The sequence below is a fragment of the Lacticaseibacillus manihotivorans DSM 13343 = JCM 12514 genome (assembly GCF_001435035.1).
GTDB classification, from domain to species: domain Bacteria; phylum Bacillota; class Bacilli; order Lactobacillales; family Lactobacillaceae; genus Lacticaseibacillus; species Lacticaseibacillus manihotivorans.
Genome location: NZ_AZEU01000102.1, coordinates 1 through 14,141 on the forward strand (window position 1 = coordinate 1; position 14,141 = coordinate 14,141).

A 14,141-nucleotide genomic window follows, 5' to 3' on the forward strand; every position below is an offset into this window, starting at 1 on the left:
TTTTCATTGCCTTTTGGGCAAGGGCGCAGCGCTTGCGTGATTATAACTATGAAAACATGTCCACAATGTGGCAAAGAGATGGCGGATACCGTAAAGTTCTGCATCAACTGTGGCTATCAGTTCCCAGTTACTGAGAGCCAACCGACACAGCCGCAACCGGAACAGGGACCGGTACAGGCTGCATCACAATCGGCTGCAAGCCAACCGCAACCAGAGCCGGCTCCACAGCCGACGCCTGGCCAAGCTAGCCCGACACCGGATCAAGCTGGGCCGACACCGAATTATCAGCAACAGGCCGCACCGGGTGCAGGGGCACCGGCTGCGCCTAACGAAACGCTGGAGAAGGCCAAGCATGCAAGTCGCAATTATTGGGGTTGGTTGATCCGTTCCGTCGCTCATCCGAGTGACGACAGCATTGGGGGAACAAATTCTTCGGGCTCGCGTCGATGGTGCTGATGGCATTATTCGACATGATCGCTTTTGTCAAGCTATTATCTAACGCGACGTCTGCGGCTTCTGGCTTTGTGTCCAACACCGAAAGTGGATTCAACAGCCTGTTTGGCACCGATTCGACGGCAGCCACCCAGGCAGCCAGCCAAGCCAGCTCTTCGATCATCTTCGGTACCGGGATTCGTTTGTTGGTCCTGTTTTTCGTGATCAACATTGCGATCTTCTCCGCTGGGTACTTCGCTCAGCGCGTGATCGCGCCGAAGCAACAAGGCTATCTGCAAGCGATGACGGAATACGGGCGCTACTTAGCGCTGCCGGTATTCTTCAGCGCTGCAATCGCAATTCTCGGCTTGCTCGGCGGGCTCGCTGTCAGCTGGATCTTGATGATCTTGATGATTCTTTCTTACAGCATCCAAAGCATTGCGATGTACCAAATCGCGTTGTCTCACGGCAAAAAGGCCGGCTTCGACAGCTTGTACAGCATTTTGTTGATCAACGTTTTGCTGTCGATCGTCATCGGCTTGATCGTTGCCATCTTCGGTGGCTCCGTCTTCACGATGTTGGAAAACCTGTTCTAAATTAAAAAAACTGTCATATTTGTCGTAAGTTTTTGGGGTTTTGCGTCAACTGGGGCTGAAACATAAATTTATCGTTTAGGAAGATCTCCATGATAGGAGATCTTTTTGTTCGTTTAGAAAGCAGTTGGTCGGGTGAGCTGAAAGATTAAAGGTACACTACTAGAGGATGAGTGACGGTGAAATTTAGTGGCGACAAACATTTGCCGGGGCTTTTTCGTGACAACGTGTCATTTTATAAAGTTTGCCGACCGTCGACTTCTATTTTTGGCGATTTCATGCCATAATAGACTTAGACAATTGCCACTAAAAGTAAGGATGAGTTATGACACCTAATAAAGAAGATTATCTTAAAATGATTTTTGAACTGGGCGGGGACACCCAGCTGATCTCAAACAAGCAAATCGTGATCGGCTTGGATGTTTCGGCGGCTTCGGTCAGCGAGATGATCACCAAATTAGTTGAACAACACTATGTGACCCATACCCCGTATCAAGGGATCAAACTGACAGCCACCGGCCAAAAGCGGGCGGCTTTATTAGTGCGTAATCACCGGTTGTGGGAAGTCTTTTTGGTGGAATCACTGCATTATCCAGTGGATTCGATTCACCAAGAAGCAGAACGTTTGGAACACGCGACGACACAAGACATGGCTGATCGCTTGGCCGAAATGTTAGGCCATCCACAATACTGCCCGCATGGTGGGGTGATCCCAGATGCAGATGGGCATTATTTTGATCAAAGCCGCAAACCTTTGTCCAATGTCAAAGTTGGCGAAAAAGGGCATATTGAGCGGGTCGTCGATGAAGTCGTGGTGTTGGATTACATTCGCGATATTGATTTACAAATTGAAGACCACTTTACGGTGGTTGGGGTGTCAGATTCAACGATCACCTTGCATTTAACGCGCACTGACAAAGACTTAGCCGTTGATCGTGTGCGTGCGGCACATATTTTCATCGATCCGGCGATCGTGGACTAACACGTTGTTAACGCAATAGGAGTAATAGGAGCTTATGGCAAAAGAACAAGCAGCAGTGATCATTCTTTTTGGTGGGTCAGGTGATTTGGCTCGCCGCAAACTTTATCCAGCCATGTTTGGATTGTTTCAACGCGGCTATTTGCAAAAACGTTTTGCCGTGATCGGGACCGCCCGGCGGCCTTGGTCTGACGAACATTTACGCGAAATCGTGGTGGATGCCGTTAAAACCATGCCTGGTGCGACGTTAGAACAGGCGCAAAGTTTCGCCAGTCATTTTTACTATCAATCACATGATGTCACCGATGCCGATCACTACATCACGTTGAAAACATTGGCAGCTAAGCTCGACGATCAGTATCAAGTCGGCGGCAACCGGATCTATTACATGGCCATGGCACCGAACTTCTTTGCGACCATCGCTGAACATTTGAAGTCCGAAGCGTTGTTGACGGATAACGGCTTCAACCGGTTGGTGATCGAAAAGCCATTTGGTCATGATTACGCGTCTGCTAAAGCCTTGAATGATTCGATCACGGCGACCTTTGATGAATCGCAGATCTATCGCATCGATCATTACTTAGGCAAGGAAATGGCCCAAGCCATCATGGCCTTGCGCTTCGCTAATCCGATGATCGAAAATGTTTGGCATAAAGACTTTATCCAAAATATTCAAATCACTTTGGCAGAAGCAGTCGGTGTCGAAGAACGGGCCGGTTATTATGAACAATCCGGTGCGATCCGTGACATGATCCAAAACCACGTGATGCAACTAGTTGCGGACCTCACCATGGCCAAGCCAGACTCATTGACGTCTGAAGCGGTGCACAAAGTTAAAGGCGATGTCTTTGATCACTTGCATGTGTATACCCCTGAAGAGGCTTGTGACAACTTTGTTCGTGGGCAATACACCGCAGCGGTGATCGATGGGGATGCCGTCACTGGCTACCGGGATGAAACTGGCGTCGCTAAGGATTCTTTGACGGATACTTTTGTGGCTGGGAAGATCTTAGTGGATACTCCAGACTTTGAAGGCGTGCCGATTTATGTCCGCACTGGCAAACGCTTGACGCGCAAGTCCACCCAAATCACGGTGGTATTCAAGCCGGCTAAAGACAACTTGTTCAACACGTCCGATGAGCCTGATACCTTGACCATTTGTGTGGAACCAAGTGAAGGCTTCGATTTGGTCTTAAACGGCAAAAAGTTAGGGCAAAGCAATGACTTGATCCCAGAAAACTTAGCCTTTCGCCATGACCCCAAACTTGCCAAGCAAGCGCCAGAAGCATATGAACGCTTGATTCAAGATGCCTTGCAAGGCGATCAAACCAACTTCACCCGCTGGACGGAATTGGCCAAGACTTGGCAATATGTCGATTCCATTCTTGATGCTTGGCAAAACAATACCACCATGCCAGAATATCCAGCCGGCACCATGGGGCCAAAGGAAAGCTTTGACTTGTTGGCCCGTGATGGCAATGAGTGGCACTGGCAACCGACTCACGTTAAAATGGCTGACTAGTTTATAATGGTAGTAATGCACACAGGGTCTCGACGTTTTCGTCTTGACCCCGTTTGTGTCTTTGATGCAAACCCGCCTGATGGCCATGAAGCGCGTGACGGCAATACTAATGCAACTATTCAACATACGGAACGATGCCGAAACGTGAGCGTGTTTCATTTGTAAATCAGTCATGTCAACGGAGAAAATTTGTGTGCGGAAGTGACTTGTCCAGTTTTCCGCAGTGTCGCCAAGGCGCTACGCCCAAAAATTTTCGTGGCAGAGGCGTGGTGGAAGACTAAAATACACGATCAACGATCGAAAGGAGGCGCGCAATGGGCGAATGGTTATCAGTACCAGAAATCAACGATACCAGCCGGCGGATCTTGCATATCGACATGGACGCGTTTTATGCGTCGATCGAACAACGCGACGATCCGTCGCTGAAAAAGCGCGCCTTGGTGATCGCGCATGATCCGCGCAAAACCGGGGGCAAAGGCGTGGTCACCACAGCCAATTATGTCGCGCGGCAATATGGGGTGCATTCAGCGATGAGTGCCCAAGAAGCCTTGCGCCTCGTTCCGAAGAAAGTGTTGACCTTCAAAGACCCGGACTTTACCAAATACCATGCAGTGTCCGATCAAATTCACGCGCTGTTTCATCAAGTCACCGATTTGATCGAACCAGTGGCATTAGATGAAGCCTATCTTGATGTGACGGCAAACAAGGATTTCAAAACCACTATCGACTTGGCACTTTGGTTGCAACAAGCCATTAAAAAAGAAACAAACCTGACTTGCAGCTTCGGCTTGTCGTATAACAAGTTTTTGGCCAAAGAAGCCAGTGAGTACAACAAGCCCAATGGCCGCACGGTGATTTTACCGGAACAAGCCCAAGCTTTTTTGGAACGGTTGGCCATCGGTGAGTTTCGAGGGGTTGGTGCAAAAACCAAACCGGTGCTGGAAGATATGGGCATTCAAAATGGCGCGGATCTGCTGGAATACAGTCAAGTAGACTTGGTGCAGCGTTTTGGCAAAATGGGTTTAGGCTTGTATCAACATGCGCGCGGCATCGATAATCGCCCAGTGCTGGTGCGCGATCGCAAGTCGATCGGCAAAGAGCGGACCTATCGTGCCGTGAAAACCACCGATGCACAAGTCGAACAAGAACTCAAGCATTTGGCAGAAATGGTGGCTGAAACCTTGGCCAGTAAACAAAAACATGGCAAAACCGTGGTATTGAAAGTGCGCGATCGCGATTTTAACACCATTACCAAACGCACCAGTTTGCCACAGTTTATCAATCAAGCCACAGATATTTTCAATGTGGCATGGCAGTTGTGGGAACAAATCAAACCCCAAGAAATTGCGATTCGCCTACTTGGCATTACCGTCACTGGCCTTGAAGCCCAACAATTTGAAAATCTTGATCTGCCACTGTGATTGGTACAGCTGTGAAATGTGTTATACTTAGCCTAACTGAGGACACGTGAGGTAAGATGATGGCGACAAAGCATGAACAAATCCTACAATATATTGCCAACTTGGCAGTGGGCACGAAAATTTCGGTGCGCACCATTGCCAAGCAACAACAAGTTTCTGAAGGCACGGCTTACCGTGCCATCAAAGAAGCTGAAAATACCGGATTAGTGTCGACCATCGAACGGGTCGGAACGATTCGCATCGAGCAAAAGCCGATCAACAACATCGACTCGTTGACATTAAAAGCGTTACTGAAGCTGATCGACGGCAAAGTGCTTGGCGGCTCTGCTGGGCTGACCAAAAAACTCGACAAGTTTGTGATCGGGGCGATGACGCCAGATGAAATGATCCGCTACATCACGCCCAATGCCTTGGTGATCATCGGGAACCGTGAAGATGCGCAAAAGCTCGCCTTAGAAAATGGGGCCGCGGTGTTGATCACTGGGGGTTTTATGACCTCTGATGCGGTGATCGCCAAAGCCAATGCGGAAAGTTTGCCGGTGATGCAAACCAGCTATGACACCTTCACCGTGGCGACGATGATCAACCGGGCGTTATCTGATCAAGCGATCAAGCAAGACATTTTGACAGTGGCCGCGGTGTACTCGCCATTGAGCAAGGTCAAAACCGCAACGCCTGATGGCACCGTGGCGGATTTCTTGCGCTTGCGCGGCGATCGCAGTGATTTTGCCTTGCCGATCATCACTGCGGGTGGGCGCTTAGTCGGCATGGTCGCCGATGCCCAAGTTCACAGCAAAAAAACCACGACGCCGTTGGAACGTGTGATGGTCAAAGATCCGCTGACGGTTAAACCATATCTTTCGATCACCAGTGTGGGTCACACCATGCAAGGCAACGGCTTAGATGTGTTGCCAGTGGTCGATGATTCTTGGCAATTGCTCGGCATTGTCACCCGGCATGCGGTTTTTGCCAGCATGGCCGACCTCAATCACAATCGCGATGCGGCCACATATGCTGACCAAGTTGCCCGGCAAATGAGTTTGATCGAATCCACGCGCGTTGACGTGGCCGATTACCGGCTGCACACCACGCCGATGATGACCAATCAACTGGGCACCTTGAGTTTTGGGGTGTTGAATGAAGCGGTCAACACGGCGGCGACTGGCTTTTTGAACCGGGCAGGCCGGCGGAATGTGTTGGTAGCGCAGTTATCCTTGCACACCTTCCGGCCGATCCAGTTGGAAACCACCGTCAACATTCATGTGCGGCCTTTGGAATTGACTCGCCATGAAGCGACGTTAGATATCGAATTGCAAACTGACGGCTTGCCAGTTGCCAAAGCATTGGTCACTTGCCAATTGCTGGAAAGGAATTAAGATGTTGTTAGACGACATTCTCACGCAAATCAAAGCGTATGATACCATCATCATTCACCGCCATGTTAATCCAGATCCCGACGCCTTAGGCTCACAAGGCGGCTTAGCGGCCAGCATTCAAGCGGCTTACCCGGACAAGCGCGTGTTAAAAGCCGGCGGGGAAGTCGGGAACCTAGATTGGTTGTCCACTATGGATGACGTCCAAGATGCCGATTATCAAAATGCGTTAGTGATCGCAGTCGACACGGCTGATACGCCACGGGTTTCTGATCAGCGCTTTAACACTGGGAAGTATTTGATCAAAATCGATCATCACCCCAATGATGATGCATACGGGGATTTGCTGTGGGTCGTGCCAGACGCCAGTTCCACTTCGGAATTGATTTTTGACTTGATCCAACACAGCAACGGTCAGCTGAAACTTAACGCCCAAGTGGCCCGACTGTTATACGCTGGCATCGTCGGTGACACTGGCAGATTCTTGTACAACAATACCTCAGCACATACCTTGCAAGTCGCTGCGGCGTTGATTCAAGAAGATTTCGATCCAACTGCTTTGAATAACCGGATGAATGCGATCAGCTTTGCACAAGCCAAATTGCAAAGCTACGTGTTCAACCACTTGCACATCTCAGAAGCTGGTGCGGGTTCTGTTGAAATCCCGTTAAGCGTCGTCAACGAACTGGGTTTGACCAAAGATCAAGTGCATGCGGCAGTTGGCACGCCTGGACGCTTAGGCGAAGTGGTGGCTTGGGTGATTTTCGTCGAACAAGCAGACGGTGAACCTTATCGCGTCAACTTGCGCTCCAAAGGCCCGATCATCAACGGTTTGGCCAAGCAACACAACGGTGGCGGGCATCCTTTGGCCTCAGGTGCCAGAGCCCAAAACCGCGAAGAAATTGAAGCAATTACAAAACAACTCGAAGCCTTAGTGGCAGAAAGCGAGCATTAATGGCAACTTTTAAGCAATACGCGTTGAGCCAGCCGATCATCGACGGCTTAGCGGACATGCACATCGACACCCCCACGGCGATCCAAGAAAAAGTGATCCCAGCCGTTTTACGCGGGGAGTCTGTGATTGGCCAAAGCCAAACCGGTTCTGGCAAAACTCACGCCTTTTTAGTGCCGATTTTAGAAAAATTAGACGCCAAAGAAGACACGGTGCAAGCTGTGATCACGGCGCCTAGTCGTGAATTGGCCACGCAAATTTACACGGTGGCAACGACTTTAGCCAAGCACTTACCAGATTTGCGTATTCACAACTATGTCGGCGGGACTGACAAATCCAAGCAAATCGAAAAACTGCAAAACAACCAACCGCAATTAGTCATCGGCACCCCTGGTCGGATCTTAGATTTGATCAAGTCTGGGGCTTTGGCGGCGCACACCGCGCAAACCTTTGTCGTCGATGAAGCCGATATGACGTTAGACATGGGCTTTTTGAACCAAGTCGATCAAATTGCGGCGACCTTCCCGAAAGATTTACAAATGTTAGTCTTTTCGGCCACGATCCCACAAAAGCTCGAACCCTTCTTGAAAAAGTACATGGCCAACCCAACGATTTTCACCTTGAAGCCACAATCAGTCATCGCTGACACCGTGGATAACTGGTTGATCGCGGCGAAAGGCCGGGACAAGAACCAACTGATCTATCAATTATTGACGATCGGCCAACCATTCTTAGTGTTGATTTTTGCCAACACAAAGCATGCCGTCGACCACATTCATCAATTCTTGACGGATCAAGGCTTAGAAGTGGCTAAGATTCACGGCGGAATTCCACCACGCGAACGCAAGCGCGTGATGAAAGAAGTCGCCGCGTTGAAGTATCAATACGTGGTGGCTACGGATTTGGCAGCACGTGGGATCGATATTAAAGGCGTTTCTCATGTGATCAACGCTGAAATCCCAAGCGATAACGAATTCTTCATTCACCGCGTCGGCCGGACTGGACGTAACGGGATGCATGGGACGGCCATCACCTTGTACACACCAGGCCAAGAAGACCAAATTGCCGAACTCGAACATCTGGGCATTCACTTTACGCCGAAAGCCATCAAAAATGGCGAAGTGGTCGATTCCTACGACCGCAATCGCCGGGTGACCCGCAAAGCCAAAGTCGATCCGCGCAGTTTGAAGATCCGCGGCCTGGCTGCCAAAGAAGCCAAGAAACATAAGCCTGGCTACAAAAAGAAGATCAAAAAGGCTGAAGCCAAAGAACAATGGTTCAACGCTCGCGTTAAAAAGCGTGAAGCATTGCGGGCCTCGCGTAAAGCCAAGAAATCCAAGTAAACTGACAAGCGGAGACTTGTTCAAGCAAGACTATTCAATAGTCTCCGCTGAACTTGTCGCCGTTTGTTTTTGTAAGGAGTGGGGAAGTATGGCACAAGCAGATTTATTGTTACCGCAATGGGCAAGCATTGACCCTGATCGTCAAAAATTTATTTTGCAACAACTCACGCGGTACTTCTTAAGTCCGTTATTGTCCGTGGACGCCTTAGTGCCGGTGTCCGTGGATTATTTTGGGCAAACATTGAACACCTTTGATACTTTGATCGGGGGGCAGTGGTTACGGTTTGTGCCAGGAGCCTTGCAAGTGCCACTAGGCGTCGATCGCGAGGATTCAGCGACGAAGGCATTGTTGGCTCAACTCCCTGACGCTCAACTTTCGCCAAAACGTTATGTCGATATCCCACCGATGTTAGTCGCGCGCCAAGCAATCCCGGTTTCTGAACAAGTGATCGGGCAAGTGAACTTATTGACGCATGTTTTTCGTGGGAATCATTTTGCCTATGTGCCGTATAAACCAACTGTTTTGGCCTTGTTGAATCGTCATGCTGATAGCTTAGATCCCGATGCTGGGTCATGGCCACCGATCCTTGAAAGTGGCCATGTTCGTTTGATCCAACAAAGTGCGCATCATTATCAAGTGCGCTTGGTGCATGATTGGACGGCGCAGTCCTTGATCAAAGCGCTTGGCGGATTCGGCCAAAGTTTGCCCAATGAAGATCAGTATGAATACTTGCAAGGTGGCGGCATCGCGCAAGTCTTCCCATGGGGTAATCAAAACCTTGATGAGCTTCCAGCCTATCTTCCCAACCGCTTCGGATTAACCGTGAAAACTAGTGACACCGCGCCGGAATTATTACTGGTTGGCCCAGATAAGCGTGGGGAAGGGTTGTTGCAATGGTCGCCAGCTTATCGTGCTGTTGAAGATGTGCCATTTATCCAGCACTCTTATCGTCCTGTAACGTTGATCACCGTGGACTGAGTGAGGTGTCGGTGGGTTCCTGGTCGGGATGGAGCAAGCTGGCTGGCACGTGGTGAGATTCATGTTGGCGGCTTACCGCCTACATGAACCCGCAGGTGGAGATCCACTTGACTCATGAGCGCAGCGAATGAATCAAGTTAGCTCCGCCGAGGACCCTCACCTCGTGCCGGCCTGCCTACGGAACTTCTACCGGTCACATACAACAGCGCCCATTGACACGACCCGGCGGTATCCGTATAATGACGTCGTTAGGATATGCAAGTGATGACTCCGATCCACAGGAAGTCGCGATAAATTGAGAACGCGGCGACGGTAGTGACTTGTGCTCCCTGATCGACAATTAAACATTAATCAATGAAGTGGTAAACGATCAACATCGTTGCAAACAAGGTGGTACCGCGCGCAAGCGTCCTTGAATTGCAGCGGTGTTTTTATGTCTAAAACCACAAATTCTAGGAGGAACTCATGAAGCAACTCAACTCAGCTCAGATCCGGCAAATGTTTCTGGACTTTTTCAAGTCAAAAGGCCATGACATCGAACCATCTGCCAGCTTGATCCCAGTCAATGACCCATCTTTGTTATGGATCAACTCAGGCGTGGCCACGTTAAAGAAGTATTTTGACGGTTCTGTGATCCCTAAGAATCCTCGGATCACCAACGCCCAAAAATCTATTCGGACTAACGATATTGAAAATGTCGGCAAAACCGCTCGCCATTTGACGTTCTTTGAAATGCTGGGGAACTTCTCAGTTGGTGATTACTTTAAACCAGAAGTGATTCCGTGGGCTTGGGAATTTTTGACCTCTGACGAATGGTTAGGCTTAGACAAAGACAAACTCTACGTCACCGTTTACCCAAAGGATACGGAAGCCAAGCGCATTTGGCATGAAGTCGTGGGCTTGTCTGAAGACCGCATTTTTGATGTGGAAGACAACTTCTGGGATATCGGTGTCGGTCCTTGTGGTCCCGACTCTGAAATCTTCTTTGATCGTGGCCAAAGCTTCAATGATATCGCCGAAGACGATCCAGAAAACTACCCTGGTGGCGAAAACGAACGCTACGAAGAAATCTGGAACATCGTGTTCTCAGAATTCAACCACTTGCCAGATGGCCGCTATGTCGACCAACCGCATAAAAACATTGATACCGGCATGGGCTTGGAACGTTTGGTTTCGGTTATTGAAGGTACTCGCACTAACTTTGAAACCGACTTATTCATGCCGATCATTGAAAAAACGGAAAGCTTATCTGCTGGCAAAAAATACAATGCCAACGATAAAGATGACGTTTCCTTCAAAATTATCGCTGACCATGCCCGGACGGTGACCTTTGCCATCGGCGACGGTGCTTTGCCATCTAACGAAGGCCGTGGCTACGTGTTGCGTCGCTTGATCCGTCGCGCCGTTTTAAATGGGAAGAAACTCGGCATCGAAAAGGACTTCTTGTATCAATTAGTCCCAGTGGTCGGCGAAATCATGCAAAGTTACTACCCAGAAGTGTTAAAGAACAAAGACTTCATTGAAAAAGTCATTCGTTCTGAAGAAGCGCGCTTCCGTGAAACCTTGGATGCCGGCGTCACCATGCTCAACCAAACCATTGCGAAAGTTAAAGCGGATGGCAAAACCGTGATCCCTGGCGCTGATGCCTTCAAGTTGTTTGATACGTTCGGCTTCCCAGTGGAAATGACTGCCGAACTCGCCGAAGATGATGGCTTGACCGTCGACATGGACGGTTACAAAGAAAACATGCAAGCCCAACGCGACCGTGCGCGTGCTGCTCGTGGGGATGCGCAATCCATGGGTAACCAAGATAAGTTACTCATGAGCATTGAAACCGCCTCGAAGTTCACTGGCTGGACGGATACCGATGATGATGCCAAGTTAATGAACATTATCGTCGATGACACCTTAGTTGATCACGTTGAAGCAGGCGTGGCGCAAGTGATTTTTGGTCAAACGCCATTTTATGCTGAAATGGGTGGCCAAGTTGCCGACCATGGGGACATCGTGGATGAAAATGGTGCCGTGGTTGCCAAAGTCACTGACGTTCAACATGCGCCAAACGGCCAAAATTTGCACACGGTTGACGTTGAAGGTCACTTGGAAACTGGTGCCACTTACCACTTGCAAGTTGAACTCACTCGCCGTCAAAAGGTTTCCATGAACCATACCGCGACCCACTTGTTGGATACCGCTTTGCGTCAAGTCTTAGGCGATCATACCCATCAAGCTGGTTCCTTAGTTGAACCTGACTACTTACGGTTTGACTTCACCAACTTTGGCCAAGTTACACCAGAACAACTCAAACAAGTTGAAGAAATTGTTAACACCCAGATCTGGCGCGCCTTGCCGATCACTTGGAAAGAAATGCCGATCGAAGACGCCAAAAAAGAAGGCGCCATTGCCATGTTTGGTGACAAGTACGGCGACACCGTCCGTGTTGTGACCATCGGCGACTTCAACAAAGAATTCGATGGTGGCACGCATCCAACCAACACCAGTGCGTTAGGCTTATTCAAGATCACTGGTGAATCTGGGATCGGGGCTGGCACCCGGCGGATCGAAGCGGTCACTTCTAAAGAAGCGTTTGAATACTTGACCCATCAAGAAAACTTGTTGAACCAAGTCGCTCAAGTTGTGAAGTCTGAACAACTCGACGCAGTGCCGGCTAAAGTCGCAAGTTTGCAAAGTGATTTGAAAGCTGCCCACAAAGAAGTGGAAGCCTTACAAGCGAAGTTGGCTTCTCAACAAGCTAGCGGCTTGTTTGATTCCGCAGAGCCTGCAGGCAAGTATTCGTTGATCAAAGCCCAACTCAAAGTCGCAGGCATGAACGAGTTGCGGCAACTGGCTGACCAATGGAAGACCAAGAATGCTTCTGATGTCTTAGTTTTGGCTACTGAAGCTAACGACAAAGCCAACTTGTTAGTCGCAGTATCAGATGCAGCCATCAAGCAAGGCGTCAAGGCCGGCAACATCATCAAAGCCATTGCGCCTAAAGTGCAAGGTGGCGGCGGTGGTCGTCCCGACATGGCCCAAGCTGGTGGGAAGAACCCTGCTGGGATTCCAGATGCACTGGCTGAAGCCGTTAAAGTATTAGCTGAACTGTAAAACTGAATTTTAAATTTTTGATCATCAACGCATCGGTAAAATTCGACATGATTGATGCCGATTAACGTTGGTGATCAGTAGACGCGATTGGGGATTGGGACGGAGGCTGGCCGTCGTTGCATAGTGGAAAAGCAGTTGGCGGTTTACCGCCTACTGCTTTCCGCAGGTGGAGATCCACTTTAGTTAGGAGCGTAGCGAGTAACTGAAGTTAGCTCCACCGAGGACATTCACTATGCAGCGATGAGCCAGCCGGAGTCCCAAGCCCAAATCGCCAACCAATTGTGACAAAACCTTGGTAACGCTTGCGAAAATCCGCGCGGTTCATTGTGCTTTTTGGCATTATCAAGTAGAATAAAGATGAATTGGACAGAATAGAGGTGTTAGGAATGAGCACATTAGATCAAACGGTCCACTTTGACTTTCACGATAACGACCCGAAGAACGTTCACGAAACCCTTGAAACGGTGTACAACTCCTTAGAGGAAAAAGGTTACAACCCGATCAACCAAATTGTCGGTTACTTGATTTCCGGCGACCCAGCTTATATCCCGCGCTACAACGATGCTCGTAACTTGATCCGCAAGCACGAGCGCGACGAGATCATTGAAGAGCTCGTTCGTAACTATCTTGGCAAGGTGAAAGACTGATGCGATTAATGGGCTGTGACGTCGGCTCTAGAACTGTCGGCGTGGCTTTAAGCGATCCGCTCGGTTGGACCGCCCAAGGCCTTGAGATCATTCGCATCAACGAAGACAAAGGGCAGTTTGGCCTCGATCGTGTGGCGGAAATCGTCAAAGAATACGAGGTCACTGGCTTTGTCTGCGGCTTGCCCAAAAACATGAACAACACCCAAGGCCCTCGGGCTGAAAAAGCGCGCGAGTATGGGGCGATGTTGGAAGAACGTTTTGGCTTGCCGGTTGATTTTACCGACGAGCGCTTGACCACGGTTGAAGCGTCTCGCATGTTGATTGAAGAAGCCGACACCAGCCGTAAAAAGCAAAAAAAGGTGATCGACAAGCTCGCTGCGCAAATGATCTTACAAAACTATTTAGACGGACATGGCAAATTGACCAAGCAATAACCAAGGAGGCCCTTATGGCAGAACAAGAAAACGTCAAACCAGGTGCAGACGACCAACAAATCACGTTGATCGATGACAAAGGCAACGAAGAATTATACCAAGTGCTGTTTACCTTCGACTCTGAAGATTATGGCAAGTCTTATGTGCTGTTGTACCCAGAAAGCGCCAGCGACGATGAGGAACTCGAGATCCAAGCGTTCTCCTTTACCCCAGATGCCAATGGCGACGCTAGCCAAGGTGATTTATACCCGATCGAAGACGATGATGAATGGTCGATGGTCGAAGAAGTGTTGAACACTTTCTTAGCTGACGAAGACGAAGACTAAACCAGAAAGCGGCCTTGTGCCGCTTTTTGTGT

General features: G+C 49.5%; 13 protein-coding genes. All 13 read left to right on the plus strand.

Translation table 11 applies throughout. The features are described from left to right. Positions 1 to 48 precede the first annotated feature (48 nt). Positions 49 to 456: a zinc-ribbon domain-containing protein gene (locus FD01_RS16000; RefSeq protein WP_152164640.1), complete on the plus strand. Its 408-nt coding sequence runs from the start codon at positions 49 to 51 to the stop codon at positions 454 to 456. Further along, on the plus strand, positions 456 to 1,028 hold the full coding sequence (locus tag FD01_RS05210; protein ID WP_152164641.1) for a DUF6574 domain-containing protein: 573 nt from the start codon (positions 456 to 458) through the stop codon (positions 1,026 to 1,028). Before FD01_RS16000 ends, FD01_RS05210 begins: the two co-directional genes overlap by 1 nt. A 322-nt stretch (positions 1,029 to 1,350) precedes the next feature. Then, positions 1,351 to 2,007 (plus strand): metal-dependent transcriptional regulator, encoded by a 657-nt coding sequence (locus FD01_RS05215; protein WP_054714259.1) that lies wholly within the window; start codon positions 1,351 to 1,353, stop codon positions 2,005 to 2,007. 34 nt (positions 2,008 to 2,041) lie between these two features. Continuing rightward, positions 2,042 to 3,526, plus strand: coding sequence for a glucose-6-phosphate dehydrogenase (gene zwf, locus FD01_RS05220; RefSeq protein ID WP_056963004.1), 1,485 nt, complete (start codon positions 2,042 to 2,044; stop codon positions 3,524 to 3,526). A gap of 314 nt (positions 3,527 to 3,840) precedes the next feature. Then, entirely contained in the window at positions 3,841 to 4,947 is a 1,107-nt protein-coding gene (gene dinB, locus FD01_RS05225) for a DNA polymerase IV (RefSeq protein WP_056963006.1), read from the plus strand. 59 nt (positions 4,948 to 5,006) lie between these two features. Next, positions 5,007 to 6,323: a DRTGG domain-containing protein gene (locus FD01_RS05230; protein ID WP_056963008.1), complete on the plus strand. Its 1,317-nt coding sequence runs from the start codon at positions 5,007 to 5,009 to the stop codon at positions 6,321 to 6,323. 1 nt (position 6,324) lies between these two features. Continuing rightward, complete coding sequence (locus FD01_RS05235) at positions 6,325 to 7,275, plus strand: DHH family phosphoesterase (protein WP_056963010.1); 951 nt, start codon at positions 6,325 to 6,327, stop codon at positions 7,273 to 7,275. After that, entirely contained in the window at positions 7,275 to 8,615 is a 1,341-nt protein-coding gene (locus tag FD01_RS05240) for a DEAD/DEAH box helicase (RefSeq protein WP_056963012.1), read from the plus strand. Before FD01_RS05235 ends, FD01_RS05240 begins: the two co-directional genes overlap by 1 nt. 88 nt (positions 8,616 to 8,703) lie before the next feature. Next, positions 8,704 to 9,594: a hypothetical protein gene (locus FD01_RS05245; protein WP_054714261.1), complete on the plus strand. Its 891-nt coding sequence runs from the start codon at positions 8,704 to 8,706 to the stop codon at positions 9,592 to 9,594. A gap of 465 nt (positions 9,595 to 10,059) precedes the next feature. Then, positions 10,060 to 12,702, plus strand: a complete 2,643-nt coding sequence (alaS, locus tag FD01_RS05250) for an alanine--tRNA ligase (protein ID WP_056963014.1) — start codon at positions 10,060 to 10,062, stop codon at positions 12,700 to 12,702. A 386-nt stretch (positions 12,703 to 13,088) separates the two neighbouring features. Beyond that, the gene (locus FD01_RS05255) at positions 13,089 to 13,349 is read left to right on the plus strand and encodes an IreB family regulatory phosphoprotein (protein ID WP_054714263.1); all 261 of its coding nucleotides are present in this window, start codon (positions 13,089 to 13,091) and stop codon (positions 13,347 to 13,349) included. Next, on the plus strand, positions 13,349 to 13,783 hold the full coding sequence (gene ruvX, locus FD01_RS05260; protein ID WP_056963016.1) for a Holliday junction resolvase RuvX: 435 nt from the start codon (positions 13,349 to 13,351) through the stop codon (positions 13,781 to 13,783). The genes FD01_RS05255 and ruvX overlap by 1 nt, the downstream gene beginning before the upstream one ends. 14 nt (positions 13,784 to 13,797) lie before the next feature. Then, positions 13,798 to 14,109 (plus strand): DUF1292 domain-containing protein, encoded by a 312-nt coding sequence (locus tag FD01_RS05265; protein ID WP_056963017.1) that lies wholly within the window; start codon positions 13,798 to 13,800, stop codon positions 14,107 to 14,109. The last annotated feature ends 32 nt before the right edge of the window (positions 14,110 to 14,141 follow it).

What these genes read in the sequence shown, in the direction of transcription:
- FD01_RS16000 (WP_152164640.1), top strand. Translation starts at nt 49, where the DNA reads ATGAAAACATGTCCACAATGTGGCAAAGAGATGGCGGATACCGTAAAG.
- FD01_RS05210 (WP_152164641.1), top strand. Translation starts at nt 456, where the DNA reads ATGGCATTATTCGACATGATCGCTTTTGTCAAGCTATTATCTAACGCG.
- FD01_RS05215 (WP_054714259.1), top strand. Translation starts at nt 1,351, where the DNA reads ATGACACCTAATAAAGAAGATTATCTTAAAATGATTTTTGAACTGGGC.
- zwf (WP_056963004.1), top strand. Translation starts at nt 2,042, where the DNA reads ATGGCAAAAGAACAAGCAGCAGTGATCATTCTTTTTGGTGGGTCAGGT.
- dinB (WP_056963006.1), top strand. Translation starts at nt 3,841, where the DNA reads ATGGGCGAATGGTTATCAGTACCAGAAATCAACGATACCAGCCGGCGG.
- FD01_RS05230 (WP_056963008.1), top strand. Translation starts at nt 5,007, where the DNA reads ATGGCGACAAAGCATGAACAAATCCTACAATATATTGCCAACTTGGCA.
- FD01_RS05235 (WP_056963010.1), top strand. Translation starts at nt 6,325, where the DNA reads ATGTTGTTAGACGACATTCTCACGCAAATCAAAGCGTATGATACCATC.
- FD01_RS05240 (WP_056963012.1), top strand. Translation starts at nt 7,275, where the DNA reads ATGGCAACTTTTAAGCAATACGCGTTGAGCCAGCCGATCATCGACGGC.
- FD01_RS05245 (WP_054714261.1), top strand. Translation starts at nt 8,704, where the DNA reads ATGGCACAAGCAGATTTATTGTTACCGCAATGGGCAAGCATTGACCCT.
- alaS (WP_056963014.1), top strand. Translation starts at nt 10,060, where the DNA reads ATGAAGCAACTCAACTCAGCTCAGATCCGGCAAATGTTTCTGGACTTT.
- FD01_RS05255 (WP_054714263.1), top strand. Translation starts at nt 13,089, where the DNA reads ATGAGCACATTAGATCAAACGGTCCACTTTGACTTTCACGATAACGAC.
- ruvX (WP_056963016.1), top strand. Translation starts at nt 13,349, where the DNA reads ATGCGATTAATGGGCTGTGACGTCGGCTCTAGAACTGTCGGCGTGGCT.
- FD01_RS05265 (WP_056963017.1), top strand. Translation starts at nt 13,798, where the DNA reads ATGGCAGAACAAGAAAACGTCAAACCAGGTGCAGACGACCAACAAATC.